Source organism: Flavobacteriales bacterium (genome assembly GCA_020635795.1).
In the GTDB taxonomy this organism is placed as follows: domain Bacteria; phylum Bacteroidota; class Bacteroidia; order Flavobacteriales_E; family Vicingaceae; genus Vicingus.
In genome coordinates this window covers 413,521-436,786 of sequence record JACJZD010000001.1, presented here as the reverse complement: position 1 = coordinate 436,786, position 23,266 = coordinate 413,521, and the positions used below count along the sequence as shown (strand labels likewise).

At 31.7% G+C, this 23,266-nt stretch carries 20 protein-coding genes; 7 read left to right on the top strand and 13 right to left on the bottom strand.

The window, feature by feature from the left end; translation table 11 throughout:
• Positions 1–179 precede the first annotated feature (179 nt).
• Positions 180–410: a hypothetical protein gene (locus H6589_01875; GenBank protein MCB9173333.1), complete on the bottom strand. Its 231-nt coding sequence runs from the start codon at positions 408–410 to the stop codon at positions 180–182.
• Positions 411–534: 124 nt separating this feature from the next.
• On the opposite strand from H6589_01875, the gene lpxK reads away from it, so the two are divergent.
• The 6 genes from lpxK (at position 535) to H6589_01845 (ending at position 7,224) form a co-directional block, all read left to right on the top strand.
• Positions 535–1,602, top strand: a complete 1,068-nt coding sequence (lpxK, locus tag H6589_01870; GenBank protein MCB9173332.1) for a tetraacyldisaccharide 4'-kinase — start codon at positions 535–537, stop codon at positions 1,600–1,602.
• Positions 1,577–2,413, top strand: coding sequence for a purine-nucleoside phosphorylase (locus H6589_01865; protein MCB9173331.1), 837 nt, complete (start codon positions 1,577–1,579; stop codon positions 2,411–2,413). The genes lpxK and H6589_01865 overlap by 26 nt, the downstream gene beginning before the upstream one ends.
• Positions 2,414–2,431: 18 nt before the next feature.
• Entirely contained in the window at positions 2,432–3,043 is a 612-nt protein-coding gene (udk, locus tag H6589_01860; protein ID MCB9173330.1) for a uridine kinase, read from the top strand.
• 11 nt (positions 3,044–3,054) lie between these two features.
• The gene (locus tag H6589_01855; GenBank protein ID MCB9173329.1) at positions 3,055–6,090 is read left to right on the top strand and encodes a M1 family metallopeptidase; all 3,036 of its coding nucleotides are present in this window, start codon (positions 3,055–3,057) and stop codon (positions 6,088–6,090) included.
• 35 nt (positions 6,091–6,125) lie between these two features.
• On the top strand, positions 6,126–6,875 hold the full coding sequence (locus H6589_01850; GenBank protein ID MCB9173328.1) for a UDP-2,3-diacylglucosamine diphosphatase: 750 nt from the start codon (positions 6,126–6,128) through the stop codon (positions 6,873–6,875).
• Between the two features lie 73 nt (positions 6,876–6,948).
• Positions 6,949–7,224, top strand: coding sequence for a MerR family transcriptional regulator (locus H6589_01845; protein ID MCB9173327.1), 276 nt, complete (start codon positions 6,949–6,951; stop codon positions 7,222–7,224).
• 40 nt (positions 7,225–7,264) lie between these two features.
• Here H6589_01845 and H6589_01840 read toward each other — a convergent pair whose 3' ends face one another.
• From H6589_01840 to guaA, 4 genes are all read right to left on the bottom strand, one after another.
• Positions 7,265–9,574, bottom strand: coding sequence for a choice-of-anchor B family protein (locus tag H6589_01840; GenBank protein MCB9173326.1), 2,310 nt, complete (start codon positions 9,572–9,574; stop codon positions 7,265–7,267).
• A gap of 170 nt (positions 9,575–9,744) precedes the next feature.
• Positions 9,745–10,122, bottom strand: coding sequence for a hypothetical protein (locus tag H6589_01835; protein MCB9173325.1), 378 nt, complete (start codon positions 10,120–10,122; stop codon positions 9,745–9,747).
• A gap of 3 nt (positions 10,123–10,125) precedes the next feature.
• Positions 10,126–11,973 carry a LysM peptidoglycan-binding domain-containing protein gene (locus H6589_01830; GenBank protein MCB9173324.1) on the bottom strand — a complete coding sequence of 616 codons (1,848 nt, stop codon included), beginning with the start codon at positions 11,971–11,973 and terminating at the stop codon, positions 10,126–10,128.
• Positions 11,974–12,013: 40 nt separating this feature from the next.
• The gene (gene guaA / locus H6589_01825) at positions 12,014–13,543 is read right to left on the bottom strand and encodes a glutamine-hydrolyzing GMP synthase (protein ID MCB9173323.1); all 1,530 of its coding nucleotides are present in this window, start codon (positions 13,541–13,543) and stop codon (positions 12,014–12,016) included.
• A 211-nt stretch (positions 13,544–13,754) separates the two neighbouring features.
• On the opposite strand from guaA, the gene H6589_01820 reads away from it, so the two are divergent.
• A complete protein-coding gene (locus H6589_01820; protein MCB9173322.1) occupies positions 13,755–16,019 on the top strand; it encodes a gliding motility-associated C-terminal domain-containing protein in 2,265 nt (754 codons plus the stop codon).
• Between the two features lie 102 nt (positions 16,020–16,121).
• Here H6589_01820 and bshC read toward each other — a convergent pair whose 3' ends face one another.
• The 8 genes from bshC to porV all read right to left on the bottom strand — a co-directional run bounded on the left by bshC (position 16,122) and on the right by porV (position 23,189).
• Positions 16,122–17,738, bottom strand: a complete 1,617-nt coding sequence (gene bshC / locus H6589_01815) for a bacillithiol biosynthesis cysteine-adding enzyme BshC (protein MCB9173321.1) — start codon at positions 17,736–17,738, stop codon at positions 16,122–16,124.
• Positions 17,704–19,017 (bottom strand): 30S ribosomal protein S12 methylthiotransferase RimO, encoded by a 1,314-nt coding sequence (rimO, locus tag H6589_01810; GenBank protein ID MCB9173320.1) that lies wholly within the window; start codon positions 19,015–19,017, stop codon positions 17,704–17,706. The genes bshC and rimO overlap by 35 nt, the downstream gene beginning before the upstream one ends.
• A gap of 33 nt (positions 19,018–19,050) precedes the next feature.
• A complete protein-coding gene (gene ftsY / locus H6589_01805) occupies positions 19,051–20,004 on the bottom strand; it encodes a signal recognition particle-docking protein FtsY (protein ID MCB9173319.1) in 954 nt (317 codons plus the stop codon).
• Between the two features lie 64 nt (positions 20,005–20,068).
• Positions 20,069–20,221 (bottom strand): DUF4295 domain-containing protein, encoded by a 153-nt coding sequence (locus H6589_01800; protein MCB9173318.1) that lies wholly within the window; start codon positions 20,219–20,221, stop codon positions 20,069–20,071.
• A gap of 8 nt (positions 20,222–20,229) precedes the next feature.
• A complete protein-coding gene (gene rpmG, locus H6589_01795; GenBank protein ID MCB9173317.1) occupies positions 20,230–20,412 on the bottom strand; it encodes a 50S ribosomal protein L33 in 183 nt (60 codons plus the stop codon).
• Between the two features lie 65 nt (positions 20,413–20,477).
• Positions 20,478–21,488 (bottom strand): UDP-N-acetylmuramate dehydrogenase, encoded by a 1,011-nt coding sequence (gene murB / locus H6589_01790; protein ID MCB9173316.1) that lies wholly within the window; start codon positions 21,486–21,488, stop codon positions 20,478–20,480.
• Between the two features lie 6 nt (positions 21,489–21,494).
• Positions 21,495–21,974: a 2-C-methyl-D-erythritol 2,4-cyclodiphosphate synthase gene (locus tag H6589_01785; protein MCB9173315.1), complete on the bottom strand. Its 480-nt coding sequence runs from the start codon at positions 21,972–21,974 to the stop codon at positions 21,495–21,497.
• Positions 21,975–21,977: 3 nt separating this feature from the next.
• Positions 21,978–23,189, bottom strand: coding sequence for a type IX secretion system outer membrane channel protein PorV (gene porV, locus H6589_01780; GenBank protein ID MCB9173314.1), 1,212 nt, complete (start codon positions 23,187–23,189; stop codon positions 21,978–21,980).
• Positions 23,190–23,266 lie beyond the last annotated feature (77 nt).

The following is a 23,266-nucleotide window of genomic DNA, read 5'->3' as shown; positions in this document are numbered from 1 at the left end:
AATTAAGAGGCGTAAAGATATAGAATATAAATTTTTTAAACCAAATAATTATAGAGTAAATTTAAAAAGAATATTGGAAACTTATTCACAACATTTAACTAACGGTTGAAAAAAGAGGTTTTCTGGTTAAAATAAAATCAAGGAAAGGAAAAAGTAATTAAGAATCGAAAAAAATAAGACTATCTTCTTTTTGGAAACTTCGGACCTCTGTTATCATCATCATCTTCTTTATCATCACCACCAACAACTCTCATTACAGCGTCATCATGATTATTTACTGAAATTGAAGATGAACTAGAAGAAGCCATTGGAGAGGGCTCTCCACCTTTAGAACAAGCAAACACACTAAATAGAATCATTACTAAAAATAACCCCTTAATTATATTCGATATGTTCACAATTGTATTCATCACATACAAAGTTAAAGCAATTTTTATTTAAAATGCAAGTTTTTAATTATTTTTAATCTAATAATTGGATTAAACTTTATTTTTTACAATATTTACGAGCGGTAATCATGTTAACATAAACTTATTGAGCAAGATTTTATCCATAATACTTTATCCATTATCATTAATATATGGTATAACTACATTTTTAAGGAATAAATTGTATGATGTAGGTATTTTAAAATCTCGCAAATTTAAAATACCAATAATATCTGTTGGCAATTTAAATGTAGGTGGTGTAGGTAAAACACCTCATGTTGAGTATTTAATTCGAATACTCAACCAATATAGGATAGCATCACTAAGTAGAGGATACAAAAGAAGTACCAAAGGTTATTATAAAGCAGATATTACTTCAACTGTTAATGAAATTGGGGATGAACCCCTACAATATAAAACCAAATTTGATAATATAGTTGTTGCTGTTGATGAAAATAGAGTTAGGGGAATAAAAAAAATAAGAGAAACCTCACCAGATATTAATGTTGTAATTTTAGACGACGCTTACCAGCATCGTGCAGTATCCCCTGGATTAAACATATTAGTAACTGATTATTCAAAACTATATATTAATGATTTAGTTCTACCTTCGGGTCGTTTAAGGGAATGGGCAACAGGAAGTTCAAGAGCTGACATTATTATTGTTTCTAAAACACCTACAATTTTATCTCCAATTGATATTAGACGAATAAAAGATGAACTACATCCAAAATCACATCAAGAGATTTTTTTCTCCTACACACAATATGGAACACTAATACCATTTACAACTCATGCCGAAACTTTTCAATTTGATAATCAAAAAACTTGTTCTGTACTTTTAATTACTGGAATAGCCAAACCTTCCCCACTTTTTTATCATATAAAAGATCATTATAATACTGTAGAACATATAAAGTTTCCAGATCATCACAATTTCGATTCCAACGATATAAAGAATATTCGAAATTCTTTTAATGATTTATTTGGCAATAATAAATTAATAATAACTACTGAAAAAGATATAATGCGTTTATCTTTGCCGGAAATAAAAAAACAAATAGAAGACCTTCCTATATTTTATCAGCCTATAGAAATAGCATTTCATGGTAATGGTAAGGAGGAGTTCGATAGTAAAATATTAAAATATGTTAGAGCAAATACAGCAAGCTAAAAATTACATTCAATCCTTAACTCAAACAAAACCAGTAGTAGGTATTGTTTTAGGTAGTGGTCTAGGCAACCTAACTTCGAATATCCAAATAGAACATACTATTCCTTATAAGGATATTCCAAATTTTCCAATTTCTACTGTTGAAGGGCATCAAGGTGCATTAATTATTGGAAAACTAAATGGTCTTTCAATAATTGCTATGAAAGGCAGGTTTCATTATTATGAAGGGTATTCGGCACAACAATGTACTTTTCCTATAAGAGTTATGCACGCTTTGGGAATAAAACAATTAGTATTAAGTAATGCTAGTGGTGGCGTCAATGAAAATTTTGAGATTGGAGATATTATGTTAATAAACGATCATATTAATTTATTACCTGACAATCCATTACGAGGAAAGAATATTGATGAACTAGGCCCACGTTTTCCAGACATGAGTGAGCCTTATTCTAAACAATTGAATGCTATTATTAAAAATGTTGCATCTTCAAATAAAATAAGACTTCAAGAAGGTGTTTATGCCGCTTTATCAGGCCCAACTTATGAAACACCTGCTGAATACAATTACATTAGAATAATTGGAGCTGATGCTGTAGGAATGAGTACCGTTCCCGAAGTTATTGTTGCCAATCATATTGGGTTACCATGTGTTGCATTATCTATTATTACTGACTTAGGGGTAAAAGGCAAAATTGTTGAAATAAGCCATGAAGAAGTTCAAGAGATTGCTCAAAAATCGGAACCTATTATGACTTTTCTCATTAAAGAATTACTAGCCACTATTTATGATGTAAAAGCAGTAGCTAATTAAAAATCTATTTTTATTACTATGATTATTATTGGAATAGCAGGAGGAACAGGGTCAGGAAAAACAACAGTAGTTCGTAAAATAGCTAATGTGGTTCCTGAGAAAAATGTTGCTATTTTAATGCAAGACTCATATTATAATGATAATGCTCACCTGTCTTTTGAGGAACGTCAAAAAATAAATTACGACCATCCCAACTCTATTGATTTTGATTTGCTTTTAAAACAAATCAATGATTTAAAAACCAATCAACCCATTGAACAACCTATTTATTCATATACCACTCATACTAGAACTGGAGATTATACAGTTATTCACCCAAAAGAGATATTAATTGTAGAAGGCATTTTAATATTTACCAATGAGGAATTACGTAAGCTTTGTGACATTAAAATATTTGTTCATACCGATTCTGATTTACGTTTAATTAGACGTATAAAAAGAGACATTAATGAACGAGGAAGAGATTTGGAAGAAGTGTTAAACCGATATGAAAAAACACTAAAACCAATGCATAATCAGTTTATAGAACCAACCATGAAATATGCTGATTTAATTATTCCAGTTGGCGGAGAGAATAAGGTTGCAATTGACATTCTAACGTCGATGATAAATGAAAAAATAAAAAAATAATCTATTCAGTTTTGAGAATACGACTGCTACTTATACTTCTTTTATTAATCAACTTCAACTTCTTTGCCCAAGAAACCAAACCTTATTTTCAACAACATGTAGCATACGATATTGATGTCCGCCTTAACGACATTATGCATGAATTAGATGCAACCATTACTATTCAATACACCAACAACTCTCCTGATAAACTCGAATTTATATATTTTCATTTATGGCCAAATGCCTATAAAAATTACAAGTCTGCCTTAAGCAAACAAAAACTTGAGGAAGGCAATACTAGTCTTTATTATGCCGATGACTCTAAATTAGGCTTTATTGATAGATTAAATTTTTCGTCAAACGGATCTAATTTACAATGGGAATACACCTTAAACAATGAAGATATATGTCGAGTTTTTCTTCCAGAAACATTACTTCCTGGTGAAACTATCGAGATATCTACTCCTTTTAGAGTTAAATTACCATTGGGAGTTTTTTCTAGATTAGGTCATATTGGACAATCCTATCAAATAACACAATGGTATCCGAAACCAGCAGTTTATGATAGAGATGGTTGGCATCCTATGCCCTATTTAGATCAAGGAGAGTTCTATTCGGAATATGGTACTTATGATGTAAAAATTAGATTACCAAAAAATTACGTTGTTGGTGCTACTGGTGATTTGGTGGGTGGTGAAAAAGAAATGGAATGGTTAAATCAACTTGCACAAGAAACTAGTGAAAAAATTGATTTCACTTCAACAGACATGAGTTTCCCTCAATCGAACGATACTGTAAAAACATTGCATTACCACCAGGAAAACGTTCATGATTTTGCATGGTTTGCTGATAAACGCTATCATGTTTTAAAAGGTGAAGTAGCTCTACCTCATTCTAAACGAAAGGTAACAACTTGGGCATTGTTTACAAATAACGAAGCCGATTTATGGAAAAAAAGCATTGAATATTTAAATGATGCCACCTATTATTATTCGTTATGGAATGGCGATTATCCTTATAATCATGTTACTGCTGTTGACGGTGCTTTAAGTGCAGGTGGAGGAATGGAATATCCAAACATTACAGTAATTGGAGAATCAGGAAGTGATTTTGGTTTAGAAACAGTGATTATGCACGAAGTAGGGCACAATTGGTTTTATGGTATTTTAGGAAGCAACGAACGTGACCATCCTTGGATGGATGAAGGTTTAAATTCTTTTAACGAAAACAGGTATATCGAAACAAAATATCCTGATTCAAAACTTGTAAAATCTGACTCTACTTCTACAAGAGGATTTTTAACATTTTTTGATATAGCTCAATATCCTCACAAAAGCCAATACGAACTTGCATATATTATTAATGCTAGAAAAAATATGGATCAACCCATTGAAGAACATGCAGCTGAATATACTCCGTTTAATTATGGAGGAATTGTATATTCCAAAACTGCCATTGTTTTTGATTATTTGATGGCTTATTTAGGCGAAGATGTTTTTGATAAATGTATGCAGCGGTATTTTAACGAATGGAAATTCAAACATCCTCAACCCAACGATTTAAGATTTGTTTTTGAAGATGAAACAAAAAAAGATTTGAGTTGGTTTTTTGATGGTTTGATTAAAACAACTAACAAAATTGATTATAAAATAACCGGTACAAAAAAAGATACTTCAAGCATTGAAAATATTTTATTAAAAGTTAAAAATATTGGAGGAATTGATGGCCCATTTTCAATTTCAGGAATAAAAAATGATTCCATAACACATACGCAATGGTATGAACCTATTGGTAAAAAAGGTTTGTTGACTTTTAAATCGGGAGACTATGATAAATATAGAATTGATGTCAATTTAGACATTCCTGAAATCTCAAGAAAAAATAACACATTAAAAACTACAGGATTATTTAAAACACTAGAACCATTACGAATTCAATTACTTGGTAGTATTGAAAACCCTGATAAAACACAATTATTCTTCACTCCAATTGCAGGATGGAATAGTAATGACAATGCGATGTTAGGTACTGTTTTCTATAATTCTACTATTCCTAGTAAAAAATTTGAATATGTATTAGCGCCAATGTATGCTTTTGGTTCTCAAAATGTAAATGGATATGCCAATGTATTTTATCACATTATGCCAAATGGAATATTTCAAGATATCGCTATTGGTACAAAATCATCATCGTTTAGCTATTTAAACTTTAACAAACCTAACAGTTCTGAAACCCAATCGTTAGAGTATTATAAATTATCGCCTCAAGTAAATATCGATTTTAGAAAACGTAGACAACGACAATACAATCAGTATTTTATGAGTTATGAATTTGTAAATATTTTTGAAGAAGTTGCTGATTACAAACGAGATGCTAATGGAAATGTTTATTACAACTTGTCGTTCGATAGGTTTTATGTAAATAATTTAACGTTTGGTTTAAGAAGTAAAAACCCTATTAATCCTTATTTTGTTACTGCAAACATCCAACAAGCTGTAGATTTTGTTAAAGTAAATTTAGAGGCAAATTATCGATTTGCATACAAAAAGAAAGGAACAGGCTTGGATTTGCGTTTTTTTGTTGGTCGATTTTTGTATAACGACAAAGCCAGTTCGAGATACAATTACAATTTAAGTGGCAACTCCGACTATTTGTATGAAAACATCTTGTTGGGCAGAAATACTACTGATGGATTTTTAAATCAACAAGCCATGATAACTGATGGAGGATTTAAAAATTACACCACTTCTCCATCTTCAAACAAATGGGCTAATGCCATTAATCTAAAAAGTAATTTACCCATTAAATTTTTAGGGCTTTATGCCGATGTTGGACTAACTGGTTATACCGCAAGAAATTTTAAAGGTGATGAAGTGGATGAAGTTTCAGCTGCTACTTACAGTTTTGGAGGAACTTTGATTATCGTTCCAAACATATTTGAAATCTATTTCCCAATACTTCTTTCAAGTGATTTAAACCAGCTTAAATATGCCGAAAAAATCAGGTTTAGTTTAAACTTAAATATGGTTCGTCCATTTGAAATGGTTCGAAAACTCGATTTTTAATCCTTATCTAATCCAAATTAGTATTTTAGCAAATCATGAACATTAAACCCAACATATACTTTGCATCCGATTTCCATCTTGGAGCTCCTAACTACGAGGAAAGCTTAAAGCGTGAAAAAAGAATTGTAAAGTGGTTAGATGAAATTAGTTTAGATGCTAAAGAAATCTATTTGGTAGGTGATATTTTCGACTTTTGGTTTGAATATAAACATGCTATCCCAAAAGGATTTGTAAGACTACAAGGGAAAATAGCTGAATTAACTGATAACGGCATTGAAATTTTTGTGTTTAGAGGAAACCATGACATGTGGATTTTCGATTATATTCCAAAAGAATTGGGCGTTAAAATGGTTGAAGGAAATTTAGTTAAAACATTTGGCGATAAAAAATTTCTTATCGGTCATGGTGATGGTTTAGGTCCTGGTGATTATGGATATAAATTCATCAAAAAAGTATTTGCTAATAGATTATGCCAATGGGCATTTGCACGTTTACACCCTAACTTAGGTATGGGAATTGCAAATTATTGGAGTCATAAAAGCCGAAAAGTAAATGCTGGTTACGACGAGAAATTTTTAGGAGAAGAAAATGAGTGGTTAGCAATTTTTGCAAAAGATTACCTCAAAAAAGAACACATCGATTATTTTATTTTTGGACATCGTCATTTACCCTTCGAAATCAAGTTAAACGAAAAATCTACCTATATGAATTTGGGTGAATGGATAAACTATAATTCGTACGCTGTATTTGATGGAGAAAAATTGAGTTTAAAATACTTTAAGTAACTACAATCTTTTTGTATATATTTGTTTCGTGTCAGATTCTAAACTATATTATTCAATAGGCGAAGTAGCAGAAATGTTTAACGTGAATGCTTCGTTAATTCGTTTCTGGGAAAAAGAGTTTGATATCATAAAACCTAAAAAGAACAATAAAGGCAATCGATTATTTACTGTTCAAGATATTGATAATTTAAAGGTTATTTATCATTTGGTAAAAGAACGTGGTTTTACCTTAGATGGAGCCAAAAACAAGCTTAAAAACAGTAAAAAAGAAACCATTGAAAATGTTGAGCTAATTAAGTCGCTCGAAAAAATAAAAAATTTCTTACTTGAACTAAAAGAGGAGTTGTAAAAACAACTCCTCTTTTTCTTTTATCTTATTTCAATCTTAATCAATATTTAACCAATTTTTGGCTTTTCATTAAAGAGCCATCCTCATAAATATTAACTAGATAAATTCCTTTTTGATAATCGTTATTGATTTTAATGTTGTTAGTATTTGTAAAACTATATTGGTCTAAAACTCTCCCCATTACATCTGTAACTTCAATTTTAATAGTTGATTTTGTTGAATTAGTAAATTGAACATTAATTTCCTCATTAAAAGGATTTGGGAATATATTTACTCTATCATTCAATTCAAGCTCATCAACACCGACTAAACCATCTGTTAATTCAAATTTATCAAAAGCACCTTCTGAAATATGCCCAGGAGCGCCATCATTTACAGTTACAATAATTCTCATGTTATTTGTTGGCGTTAAATAATCTGAAATTTTATATGTTTTACTTACCCAACTTGAACTATTTGGAGTAGATGCCGTGATGGTTTCAATAGTTACTGTAGTTGAACCATTACTTAGTTTTATTGTCATTTGGTCATTTGGAGATCCTGAACCTCCTCCATTTACAAACCATCTGTAATAATTTACATAAGCATTTAGCATTGTTGACGCATCAAACACAGGAGAAGTTAGTATAGTTTCTCCATTATCTACATCATCGTCACCAACACCCCCTCCGCCATTACCAGTAACAAAAGCTTCAACGTTACAATCATTTGCAACATCAACGTCAGGATTTGATTCAACCGAACCCAACATAGTACCAACAGGCTCTCCTCTTTCCCAAATACCCGCAGTTGCAGTTCCCGAAACTGTCCAATTATAATTGAACGAGAAATCATCGTAATACCCTTTATCAAGAAAAATAGTATATGTATTATTAGATGGAGTTATTAGAGACCCTTGATCACATAAAGTTTTATATCCCCATTTTCCACCAGTAACAACATAATTTCCTTCTATAAATCCTGTAAAAGTATACACTCCTGAAGTATTCGCTGTTACAGAACTAGAAAATGAAGCTCCATCAACTCGAATTTTGGCATTCGGTATCGGATTCAACGTGGCAGCATCCTTAACAGTAACTTGGAAGTTAAAGGTTGTTAAAGGTTTCAATGAAACATCTAAAACAGATGGTGTACAACTGCTTGATGTTAAATCTACACCAGTAATTGTTTTTGATTCATAACCAAACTTTGAAAATGTTACATCGTAAGTGCCTAATGTTGGAGTTCCTATTTGATAGTTGCCTAAAACATTTGTATTTGCAGTACTTGTAGTGGATACGATACTAACTTGAACACCATTTAAGGGAGATGATGTTACTGAATCTATTACAGTACCAGCTAATTTGGCAGATCTTGTATAATTAATACCTAAAACAAATAGACCATTCTCAATATCACTTGCTATAATATTACCAGAAGGTAACCAAGGATATACTCCCCAACAACCATTAAAACCATTACCTGAATAAGCAGGTGATGTGTCGTAATTTCCAACCTCAACAATATTGGTAGGATCACAAACATCATGAACAGTTACACCATCGCGATAGTAAGATGTAATAATATAATTATTCATAAAATGAACATTATGAGGGATAACATTCATTCCTGGACTAGACTGAACTCTATCAACTTCTGTTATATTATTTAAATCACTTACATTATAAGCCCCCAAAAATGCATTACTTTTTTCATCTGTTGTATAAACTGTTTGACCATCATCTGATATCCAACAATTATGCGTAAAAGAACTTGGAGTAGTTTTTGTAGCCATAGTTACGGGGGCAGATTTTGTTGCAACATTTATTACCGCCAAAAATCCATCATTAATTGCTCCTCCCCATAAGGTATCTCCTCTCACCATTCCATCATGAAGATAATATTGATTATACCTTCCTACTTCAAAACCTGGGTTAGATGTTGGCACATTTAAATTGAGTATGATTGCTCCTCCAACACCGTTATTAGCACCAAAGATATAACAATACCCATTTTCATCGATATACAAATTATGTGCAGTTGTAAAAGGATAAGTTGAACCTGTATAATTAGTAACAGTCAACGCAGTACTTGCTGGTAATGGAGCTAAATCAATTATCATCATTCCATTCCCTCCTTCATTAGTGATATATGCCTTATCATTCCATGTTTTCATATCTCTCCAAATGGTATTTGCACCTGCTGTATAAAAAACTTCAACTGGATTTGTCGGATTTGTTACATTAACAATTGAAACTCCTGCCTCAAGACCAACAATTGCATATTCATTACCATTTTCATCTACATATCCCCAAATATCAGAAACATCACCCCTAGATCCAGGAAAAGGATATTGACTCAGTAATGACATGTTTAATTGAGCAAACGAGGATTGAAGGTGTAAAAGAAAAACACCGATAAAGAATAGTTTTTTAAGCATAATAGCGATTGTGTTAAGTTTTGAAAACTTAAATTTAAGATTAATAATCAACTCAAAACAGTAATTTATACTGCTAAATTGAATTCCTATTTAATAGAATATCATTTTGATGATTCATCATCAGGTAATTCATCACTTTCTGAAAAAGCAGATGGTAATAGATTTATTCCTTTTTTCTGAGCCACTTTTACTAAAATTGGGATTAATATAGAAGCTCCAGGAATAAGAGCAAATGGTATACCTACACCTAATGTTTTAAGGATGTCATACACTTGCTGACGTAATTCTGTTTCTTCTTCTTTTGTTATTGAACCTTTTGAAATATATTTTAAGGCAATTTTAGACGCCTGTTTCGTCTCTATGGTTTCAGTCTTAAGTCCTTTTAGGATATTTTTATAGATAATCGAAAACCTATCTTTAGTATGGGCAATTTTCTTGGTGAGATGATGTTTTTCCTCATTATTTGGTAAATCGTTCATTGGTTAATAAACAATTTTTAAAGAATAATTATCAAATTTTACTACTCGAGTATATACATTTTCATAACCACTTTCAACACCTGTTTTAAAGAAGTTAAATTGTCCTGAAATTGTTTTTACATCACTTGTATTTCCAACATAAACCTTTCCGTATTTCAATAAATTAGAACAAAAATAAGAAGCGACGTCATAGCCTAATAGCGAGTTATTAGTGGGATATGTTTCTGTCTTTTGATAGTATCCTGAAACAACACTTTTAGTAAATTCATCATCGTAATCCACAAATTGATTTATAGGTATATGTACATTAAGTGTTTGAAAATATTCAATATCAATGTTATCAAACTGAAGCCATTCTTCTAATCCTATTAAAGTAATTGTGCAATTTTTATACTCCTTAGTATTTAATTTTGCCGTTAATGCAATAAATAAATTTGTAATAAACGTAGAATTTGTACTAGGTAAAAAGATAACATTGTTTGCATTAATTTTTAAATGAGAAACAACTTCTTCACTTTTCGTTACCACTACTTTTTTCATAGGTGAATATCGAGACGTATCGTTTCTCTTTAAAACAGCAGCATTGTACTCTTTTACATAAGCATCTACTAAAGCACTTTCTGTATTATTTTGATATTGTATAGCTATTAAATTGTCCGTATTAAAACTATCTACAACCAACTTCACCAACTGATTTACAGACGAAGACCTTGATGGAATAACCTTAAAAACAGTTTCGTTACCCAGCAACACTTTATTACTTTGTTTCACAGGCGATACGATTGGAATGTTATGTTTACTAGCAAATTCGGCAGCTTTTTCAAAATTACTAGCATATAAAGGTCCCACTATTAAATCCATTGTTTTTAATTCTGGTTTAGCTAAAACCTTCATGGTTTGTAAAGAATCTTGTCCTTCAGTATCATAAACATAAAGTTCAAACTTCGTTTCTTCATTCGACAATGAATCAAGTGCTAATAAAACACCTTGATAAAACTCTACTGCAAAAGTTGATCTTGGATAAATTTTTCGCTTTTCCAATGCATTATAAGTCATCTCCTCATTTTCTTTTAAATAAAAAGAAAGTAATAAGGCAACTTTATAAACTGTTTTTTTCTGACCATTAAATTGCAATTGAGCAACTTGTTTTATGGTATCTACAATATGATTTAATGTTGATTGATTTAAATTAGCAACAGCAATTCTAGTTTCTTTTATCGGTATAAAAATGTTTTGATCTACCTTTAAACCGTCAACCAAACCATTGTTTACTATCTTGATAGAATCAATACTTACTTGATACAATTTACTCAAAGAATACAATGTTTCTCCACTTTTTACAAAATGAGTTTTATAATTTACTGGCAAATTAGAAACTTCTGAAGGCTTGTTTTGTTTGATTTCACGAACAGGAATTTTTATCATTTGTCCCTCTTGAACTCCATTTTCATCAATCTCTGGATTAAGAGCAACAATGTCTTTCTGCTGTAAATTAAACTCTTTAGCTAAAGAATAAAGTGTTCTTCCTTTTTCTACTTTATGTAAAAAATAATTGCCATTGATTGACTGAAATTCCTGCTCTGCATCTTTTTTTACAGGTATAAATATTTTTTCACCCAAACTTAGCCCATTAGCAACAGAAGGGTTTTCTTTCTCTATAACATCTAATGGAACATTATATTTTTTGTGAATGGAATACAATGTATTTCCAGGTGCAACGACATGAATGTAATAATTTTTTCCATTAATCTGATGAATCTCTAACGAATCAGATTGAGCCATACAACTCTCAATTGAAAATTGAAAATTGAAAAAAATGGCTATAAATAATATTAAGTTAGAAAATTTCATTTTGCTAGTGAATTTACACATTTTTTATTGGCTAAGAAACCTATTCCCATTCTATTGTTGCTGGAGGTTTAGAACTAATATCATAAACTACTCTATTAACTCCTTTTACTCTATTAATAATTTCATTGGAAGTTTTTGCTAGAAACTCATAAGGTAAATGACACCAATCTGCAGTCATTCCATCGGTTGATTCTACAGCACGTAAAGCTACCGCTTTTTCATACGTTCGTTCATCGCCCATTACCCCAACTGATTGAACTGGCAAAAGAATCGCTCCTGCTTGCCAAACCTCGTCATATAAACCTGCTTTTTTCAATCCTTCAATAAAAATAAAATCTACCTCTTGCAAAATTTGTACCTTTTCTGGAGTTATGTCTCCCAAAATACGAATAGCCAAGCCTGGACCAGGAAATGGGTGTCTTCCTAAAAGACTTTCATTCAATCCTAAAGTACGACCTACTCTTCTTACCTCATCTTTAAACAACAAACGAAGTGGTTCAACAATTTTTAATTTCATGTAATCTGGCAAACCACCCACATTGTGGTGTGATTTAATTGTAGCAGATGGCCCTCCTGTTGCAGAAATGGATTCAATAACATCAGGATAAATGGTTCCTTGTGCTAACCACGTTACGTTTTCAATTAAATGGGATTCCTCATCGAAAACATCGATAAATGTTTTTCCAATTGCTTTACGTTTAGCTTCTGGGTCTGATAATCCTGCTAAAGAAGTATAAAATTTATTTTTAGCATCAACTCCTTTTACATTTAATCCTAAATGTTGGTATTGATCTAAAACATTTTCAAATTCATTTTTACGCAACAAGCCGTTATCAACAAAAATGCAATATAAATTTTTACCGATAGCCTTGTGCAACAACACTGCAGCAACTGTACTATCAACACCACCTGACAAACCTAACACTACCTTATCTTTTCCAATTTTTTGTTGTAATTCTAAAACAGTTGATTCAACAAAAGAATCTGGAGTCCAGTCTTGTGAACATTTGCAAATACCTACAATAAAGTTTTTCAACATTTTGGAACCTTCTGAAGAATGGTAAACTTCAGGATGAAATTGAATACCATACGTCTGCTCTCCTTCAAATTCATACCCAGCAATTTCAACATCTGGAGTACTTGCAAAAATCTTGGTTTTAGGTGGTAATACTTTAATGGTATCACCATGACTCATCCAAACTTGTGAATTAGCTCCAACCCCCTCCATTAAGTTATGTCCATCATCTACAAAAGATAAATTTGCTCTACCGTATTCTCTGATTTTTGATGGTAAAACTTCTCCTCCACTACTTTGAGCCAAGTATTGCGCCCCATAACAAACACCCAACAATGGCAATTTTTTTCTATAAATTGATAAATCTGGTTTTGGAGAATTTGTATCTCTTACCGAAAAAGGACTTCCCGAAAGAATAATTCCTTTTACATTTTTATCAATTTCTGGTGCTTTATTATGCGGATGAATTTCACAATACACATTAAGTTCTCTAACTCTTCGAGCAATAAGTTGGGTGTATTGAGAACCAAAATCTAAAATCACTATTTTTTCCATTTTGCAAAGATAAAATTTGAATTTGGATTACATTATTTTTAATCAAGTAAGTTTTAAAAGGAATATTCATCAATTATGAACAAATGTTAAAATTTTTAATGTTAAGATAACATTCTATAAAAATTTAACTTCGTATATTTGTTATGAAAATTAAGTATGATTACCTAGAGGGAGTTACCCGAAACCATCTTAATTTTTTCCTAATTTAACCATGTTACTAAATACAAAAACGAACTTTTTAGTTGTTTTTATATTTTTAATTTTTAGCCTAAAGCTAGTTGGACAAACACCTACAACTTGTTTTGAAATAGAAAGTATTCTCGTTGATGCCTGTGGTAACAACGAGGGTGAAAATGAAATGGTACGATTTAAAGTTGGTCCAGCTAACTTAAACGTAAACAATTTAAATGTTAATTGGCCAAACAACTCGTACTTAAATATTTGTAAGAATTCTACAACAGCTTCAAAAGTTGCTTCATTAAACAATAGTATTGTCGGTTGTGGATTCCTAAAAGAACCTACATCTAATATTCTTCCCGCTGGCTCATCAGTAATATTATTAACCAGCACTAATTTTAATGTTTCTGCTAATTCATTTGCTAATTTAAATGACACCATGTATGTTATTTTTCAATGTTCTGGTAACACTGCTGGTCATTTTGCAAATTATAATTCAACTTCTAGTATAAGAACATTAACCATGTCTTTTTCTTCTCCTAGTGGTTGCTTTGATATGGTTTCATATGACAGATCATTGCTTGTTGATGCAACCGGAACGCCTGCAAATTCAGATGGATCTAGAGTGGATTACGACTGGAGTGGAAATGCAACTTATGCTAATGACGGGTGTTCTGCTCCAATAATTAATAACTCTGTAGATATTACTAGCAATAATTTAACGATTTGTCCAGGCGACACTTTACCATTAACATCAACAATTATAGGAAATCTCAATAATATTCAATGGATTGGGAACAATGGTAGTTTTTCATCTACATCTAATGCAAATACCAGCTATTACTCTGCTACAACTGATAACAATAATTTTTATGTTTATTTATCAGGAACAACAAGTTGTGGTGTAGTTTTAAAAGACAGTGTATTGGTTCAGATTGGTGGAAATGCTACACCTGTAACAATTACATCAGCAAAAACTGAACTGTGTAATGGTGATAGTATTTTACTTACTGCAAACGGAGCTGGTAATTATACTTGGAGCACAGGAAGTACATCAAATTCAATTTATGTTTCAAGTGCAGGAACTTATTCAGTTACAAGCACTTCTTCTTGTGGGAGTTCAAACGATAACATCACTATTACTAATGCTCCAACTTTTAGTTTTAATTTAACTTCTTCACAAAATCCAATTTGTAATGGAAGTTCAGCTAATTTAACTGTTACAACACTTACTGGAGCGCCAAATTACACATGGTTTAATGGTTCTGCTGGCACATCACAATCAATTCAAAATGCAGGTAATTATTATGTAATTGGTTATAACAATTGTTATCGTGATTCTCAATCTGTTTCAATTACTGTTATCAATCTGCCATCTATAAATATTACAAGTTCAAACCCAAATTTAGAAATTTGTAGTGGTCAGACTATTAATCTTACAGCAAACGGCTCTAACAATTATTTGTGGAATACTAGCGATACAACAACTACAATTACTGTAAATACTGCTGGAACCTATACAGTATCTTCGACGAATATGTGCGGTACTGATACCGAACAGATTATTATTACAAGCGGTACTGTTCCAAACGTTTTTATTAGTGGAGACTCTATTTTATGTAATAACGAAATTATTTATTTAACAGCTAATGGAACTGGAAATTTTTTATGGTCGAATGGCTCTCAAAATCAGACCACCAGTTTTAATAGCGGAGGTTTAATTTCGGTAACTGCAACGAACAACTGTGGTTCAACAACAGCATCTTACACCATTCAAGACCACAGTTTAAATGCAATGTTTACTTCTGATTATGTTTATGGTACAGATATTCCTACAATAATCAATTTCACAAATAATTCTTCAAATGCGACCAATTACTATTGGAATTTTGGGGATGGAGGTAGTAGTATTTTAGAACACCCAACTCATACTTATACAACAAACGGAGAATTTATTGTTATACTTACTGCTAGCAATCAATTTTGTGAGGATATTTTTGAATCAACATTCAATTTCGATACTCCAAATGGAGTATTTATTCCCAATGTTTTTACACCAAACAATGATGATGTAAATGATGTATTTGAGATAATTGGAGAGAACATTAAAGTAATAGAATGCCATATTTTTAATCGTTGGGGAGAGAAACTTTACTCGTGGGATAATTTAGCTGGTTTTTGGGATGGAAAATATAACGGGAAGTTTGTTACAGACGGCACCTATTTTTATGTAGCAAATATTGTTTGGAAAGACGATTCTAAAGAAACATTGAGAGGTCACATATCAGTTCTTAAATAAGGAAGTATGCATAGGATAAAAACAATACAAGATTTCCAAAAATTTTTACTCGTGATTTTTAGTGTAATAGTCCCAGTAATGATATTATTACTTCTATTATAATTAGAGCTCTAAAATTATAAACTCTTGCTCGAGAGGGTTTAAATACGGAGAAAGCTTATCAATAACTTCAAACCCTCCTAACAACAATAGCAAAGCTAAATTATCATGTCTTTCTTGTAAATAACCATTAGGAAAAAGTTTTTCCTTCACATTTTTAATTTGATTTATCGTTACTTCTTCCTTTTGTTTTTCTGCTTTTATCAATTTAGCCTCAATATTTTGTATCGATTTTAGCACTTTTTGTAGCTCAGCACTTATCATTGGTTTTAAAGAAGCATCAATAACTTCGGCTTTTTTAACCATTTCATCAAAAACAGCAGAAATCTGTTTTTCTTCATTTTTTAAATCCAAAACAATAGCCGAGCCTTCTTTTAAAAATTCATTGATAAATAAATTGGTATCGCCAAAAAGTTGATTAACCGAAATACCAATTTTATCGAGCTTCTTTTTACTCCCTGAATCTACAATTAAAGCCGAATTTCTTAGAACTAATAGTGGAAAACTTGTTTGATTTTTATCAAACATATCTTTTAATTGAAACCAATAAGCCAGTTCTCCACCACCGCCAATATAAGCTAGATTGGGTAGAATTTTCTCCTGATATAAAGGTCTCAAAGCAACATTTGGACTAAATCGTTCTGGAAACTTTTCTAATTCGGTAAGTATTTCTGCTTTTGAAAATTGAATCGACGAATTCAACACTTTATAACTATCGTTTTCAAAAACAATACGTTCTCTCAAATTGTCTTGTAAATAAAATAAATTGATTTCTCTAGGTGTAATCTGAGCTTTATACCCCAAACTAACCAATTGTTCAGTTGTTTGATTAATCGTTTTATAATTGTTGTGATTCAACAATTCATCTTTAAATTCATTAAACATTAATTGTTTTAATGCCTTATCATCCCCATCAATAACAACCAAGCCATATTCACCAAAAAGTGCATTTACAACTCCTCTAGTTGCTTGAGCAAAGGTATTTTCAGCAATATAATGCTTTTTAAAACCCGAAATTATTTTTTCTGCTTCTAGTCGATTCCCAAGTAATTCAACTAATTGAGTAAAAACCTTATCTATTCCAGATAATTTCATTTTACCAACAGCGCCTTCTTGTGTTTTTTCAAGCTCAACTTTATTACCAAACAAATTGAAATGATTAACCTCATCAAAATCATGATCTTCGGTTGCCATCCAATAAACAGGAACAAAATCTTGTTCAGGGTACTTTTGTTTTAATTCTTTAGCAAGATTGATTGCAGAAATTATCTTATAAATAAAGTAAAGTGGTCCAGTAAATAAATTCAATTGATGCCCTGTAGTAACTGTAAAACAATTATTCTGCTTTAATTTTTGGATATTATTGAGCGTTTTTTCAGTTGCTGCAACGCCATTGTATTGATTTTCTAGAGCTTGAACTAAAATTGCCCTATCAACAGGGAAATTAGTTCTTTCCTTAATTAAAATCTCAAATGATTTTATATTTACTGGTTGGTTGTAAAAAGGTGTTAATTCTTTCTTTTGATTCAAATAATCAACCATTAAATTGGAGAAATAGCCAGTTTGTTGATATGGTATTTTTGTACTATTCACAAATAACCCCAAATAAATCAAAGTCATCGGCATCAGTAATTTTTACCATGGTAAAATCACCCAAACGAACAAAATTAGATGCTTTTTCTACTAACACTTCGTTGTCTACTTCTGGCGAGTCAAATTCTGTTCTTCCTACAAAATAATCACCTTCCACCCTATCAAACAATACTTTAAATGTTTTACCAACCTTTGCTTCGTTTAATGCTAACGATATTCCTTGTTGAAGTTCCATTACTTCTGCAGCTCTTCTGTTTTTTTCTTTTTCCGAAACATCGTCTTTTAAAGCAAAAGCATGTGTATTTTCTTCATGTGAATAGGTGAAGACGCCAAGTCTATCAAATTGCATTTCTTTCACCCAATCCTTCATCTCTTCAATGTCCTCTTTCGTTTCTCCAGGAAACCCAACAATAAAAGTAGTTCTAATGGTAATACCTGGTATCAATTTCCTAATGTCGTTAACTAATGCAGTAGTATTTTCACGAGTTGTTCCTCTACGCATGGCTTTTAACATGTTGTTTGAAGCATGCTGTAAAGGAATATCCAAATAATTACAAATTTTAGGATTGTTTTTCATGGTTTCAATCACTTCCATCGGGAAACCCGTAGGGTAGGCATAATGTAAACGAATCCATTCAATTCCTTCAACCTTACAAAGCTCCTCAAGTAAAGCAGAAAGCTTACGTTCTTTGTAAATATCTAAACCATAAAAAGTAAGTTCTTGTGCAATTAAAATTAACTCTTTAACTCCTTGTTTAGCCAAATTCTCAGCTTGAGTTACCAATTGTTCAATTGGAGTTGAAATGTGTTTCCCTCTCATCAAAGGTATAGCACAAAAAGAACAAGGTCTATCGCAACCTTCCGATATTTTTAAGTAAGCATAATGACTTGGAGTCGTAATAATACGTTCTCCAATTAACTCATGTTTATAATCGGCATTTAATGTCTTTAACAACTTTGGTAATTCACGAGTACCAAAAAATGCATCTACATCTTTTATTTCTTCTTCTAAATTATCTTTGTATCGTTCCGACAAACATCCTGTAACATACAATTTATCAACTAACCCTTCTTTCTTTGCATCGGCGTACCTTAAAATAGTATCTATTGATTCTTGTTTGGCATTATCAATAAAACCACAAGTATTGATAATAACAATAGCAGCGTCGTTTTGTTCCGATTCATGTTCAACTTCAAAACCATTGGCTTTAAGCTGAGTCATGGTTACTTCCGAATCAAAAAGATTTTTTGAGCAACCTAAGGTAATTACGTTGACTTTATTTTTTTTTAGAGTTTTGGTTTTCATGAACTTAAACTTGAAATAATGATTAAATCTTACTTATTCTTTAAACAAAGAATCAACAAATTCAAACTTATTAAAAGCTTGCAAATGCTCCATTCCTTCTCCAACACCTATGTATTTAACAGGTATTTTAAATTGGTCAGAAATACCAATAACTACTCCACCTTTGGCCGTCCCATCTAACTTAGTAATTGCCAAAGCATTGATTTCTGTAGCTAACGAGAACTGCTTAGCCTGTTCATAAGCATTCTGACCTGTTGAACCATCTAAAACCAATAAAATTTCGTGAGGAGCATTTGGAATAACCTTTTTCATTACATTTTTAATCTTACTCAACTCATTCATTAAGTTAATCTTATTATGCAATCTACCTGCTGTATCAATAATAACTACATCAGCATTTTTAGCTTTTGCCGATTGTAATGTATCAAACGCAACCGATGCTGGGTCGGCGTTCATTCCTTGTTCAACAATAGGCACATCAACACGACTAGCCCAAATTTTAAGTTGGTCAACTGCTGCTGCTCTAAATGTATCGCCTGCACCAAGTATTACCGATTTCCCTTGTTTTTTAAATTGATAAGCTAATTTTCCAATAGTAGTGGTTTTCCCAACACCATTAACTCCAACAACCATAATAACATAAGGTTCATCTTGTTTTGGAATAGTGAAATCGACAAAATTGCCTGAGTTGTTTTCTTCAAGTAATGATGCTATTTCATCACGTAATACTTGATTTAGCTCCGAAGTTCCTAAATATTTATCTTTTGCAACTCTAGCTTGTATTTTTTCAATAATTCTTAACGTAGTTGTAACACCAACATCCGATGAAATCAAGATTTCTTCTAAATTATCCAACACATCATCATCAATAGACGATTTTCCCGCTATTGCTTTTGATATTTTAGAAAAAAAACCTTGTTTGGTTTTATCGAGGCCTTTGTCTAAAACTTCTTTTTTGTCTTTCGAAAATATATTAAAAAAGCCCATAATTAAAATAAAAAAAGCTTCTTTCTACATGGAAAGAAGCTTCAATTTACACATATTCAGTGAATTATTTCTTTGATAAAAACTCTTGTACTTTATCATTTGGAACGATACCTTGCTCGAAAGTATATGCTCCTGTTTTTTCTGATTTAACCATTTTAATAACTTTGGTTAAACTCTTTCCTGCTTTCTGTAACGAAGCTACTGTTTTCTTTGCCATAACTTAAATTATTTAATTTCTCTGTGAACAGTTACTTTTTTAAGTATTGGATTATACTTTTTCAACTCCATTCTATCAGGAGAATTTTTTTTGTTTTTAGTTGTAATGTATCTTGAAGTACCTGGCATACCGCTTTCTTTGTGCTCCATACACTCCATTATAACTTGAACTCTATTACCTTTTTTTGCCATGATTGGTCTCTTTAATTTTTTACGGACTGCAAATGTAGTATTTTTTTTATTATCTCAAATTATTATTAAATAATATTTACTTCCCTTTCCAATTCAATTCCAAATGTGTTTTGAACAGATTTAATGATTTCTTCTGATAATTGATAAATCTGATAGCCAGTTGCACCACCGTAATTTACTAAAACCAAAGCTTGTTTAGCATGAACACCATAGTCTTCAATTCGCTTCCCTTTCCATCCGCAAGCTTCTATTAACCAACCAGCTGCTATTTTAAATGTTCCATTATTTTGCAAGTAATATGGCATAGAAGGGTACTTTTCTAATAACTCATTCTTTTTAACAAAAGATATGATTGGGTTTTTGAAAAAACTTCCTGAATTTCCAATCTCTTTTGGATCTGGTAATTTACTTGTTCTAATATTTATTACTGCTTTACTAATGTCTTTAATGGTTGGATTGATTACTCCCATACTTTTCAACTCATCTTCAATTGCACCATAGGAGCTATTAATTTTTGCTTTTTTTGACAACTGGAACGTTACTGAGGTGATAAAATATTTACCTTTTTGTGTTGTTTTAAAAATACTGCTTCGATAATCAAACTCGCATTGTGCATTCGAAAACTTTTGAATAGAAAAATCTTCTAAATTCAATGCTTCAACCTCTGTAATAACATCTTTTACTTCTACACCATAAGCACCAATATTCTGCATAGGGCTGGCGCCCACAGTACCAGGAATTAATGATAAATTTTCAATTCCAGACCAATTTTTTTCTACACAAAACATCACAAACTCATGCCAAACCTCTCCTGCTCCAACTTTTAAAACAATCTCGTCGTTATTTTCAGCAATAACATCAATTCCTTTTAAATTATTTTTCACAACCAAGCCATTAAAGTTGTTTGTAAAAAGCATGTTGCTTCCTCCTCCTAAAATCAATAATTCATTTGTATTTTCGAGAAGTATACTCTTTAATTCGTCAACAGTATTAACTTCAACAAACAAATTTGAACTCACATCAATTCCAAATGTGTTATAAGGTTTTAAAGAAATGTTATGTTGAATTGTTGGCAATTTTGATTATATTTTTTCGATAAGCACCACCGCATAAGCTGAAACGCCTTCTTCTCTGCCTTCAAAACCAAGTTTTTCGGTAGTTGTAGCTTTAATGGAAACGTCATCTTCATCAACTTGTAAAAGTTGTGCCAAAACAGTTTTCATTAATGGGATGTGTGGATTAATTTTAGGTCTTTCAAGTGCAATAGTTGCATCAACATTTCCAATAGTAAATCCTTTTTCGGAAATTAATTTTACTACATCTTTTAACAGAATTTTACTATCAATACCTTTATAGACATTATCTGTAGGAGGAAAATGAAATCCAATATCTCGTAGATTGGCAGCTCCAAGCAAAGCATCACAAATGGTATGAATTAACACATCGGCATCAGAATGACCTACAGCACCCTTTGTATGAGGAATTTTAATCCCTCCCAACCAGAAATCTTCTCCTTCCTTTAATTGATGAACATCAAAACCAAAACCTACTCTAATTTTCATTGGTTAGTTTTCTTCTTTTTGCTTTTTAAAATCATCGAAATTAAACATTAACGAAAATCTTAATGTTCTGTCTAACGGATTGTTTTGAGTTGTTGCAATTAAATATGACATATCAATAGTAAATACACTCATTCTTAATCCTAAACCAGCTGTTATATATTTTCTATTACCTTTAGTAACATGCTCGGTAAAATAACCCGCTCGTACTGCAAATTGCTTATTATACCAATATTCCAAACCTGCCGAAATGTTATACTCTCTAAGCTCCTCAGTCATACCACCTGGAGCATCATAAAATGACTGAGCAATTCCACTCATAATACCAACATTAGGATCCATTCCTGATTCGATGGTTGGCTCATTGGTTACAGGATCAAGTACAGGACTTCCTGAAGCATCTTTTTTATAAATTGGCGGTGTTGGTACTAATAATTTGTTTACGTCTGCAACTATTGCAATCGAGTTATAATCATCCAACACAAATGCTAAAGATGTTCCCAACTTCATATTGATTGGGATAAAATCTTTGTTTGCATCATCTGTGTAAGAAATTTTTGCTCCAATGTTAGATAAATTCAACCCAAAATTGAGAATAGTGTTTTGACCAAATAATTCAATATCTGGATTGGTATAAAAAGCACTAACATCCACTGCAAAGGAAGTCCCTGCTCTAGTATTTGAACCACTAACATCTATCCCTCCTGTAAGGTTGGAATAAATATATCGCGCAGCAATACCTCCTGATAGTTTATCTCCTAATTTTCTTGAATAAGCTACATCCACAGCAAACTCATTAGGTCGAAAATCTCCTAAAGCATTTCCCACATCATCCGTAAATTTAATATCACCCAATGAAAAATATCTTAATGAAGCTCCTAGCGTGTGATCTTTACCCAATTTCTTATAAAAACTTACATACGACAAACTAATATCAGGCACCAGCCTTCTCAACCAAGGAGAATAAGAAATAGACAGTCCCATATCCTTATCTATGAAGGCTAATTTTGCAGGATTCCAATGTATTGAATTTGCATCTGGAGAAATAGCAACACCAGCATCACCTAGAGCTCCCGATCTAGAATCTGGAGCGATTAACAAAAAAGGAACTGCTGTTGTAATTGTATTGAGTTGTAAGTCACTTCTTCCTAGGGTACTTTGCGATTTCACACTTAATAACGAGACACTTAAAGCAACTACTAAAAAACTTTTTTTCATTTATTAATTTTATAAGAAAAGCAAATATACACTAAATTCATATCTACTTTTTAAATTTTTAAAACACATCAAACGAG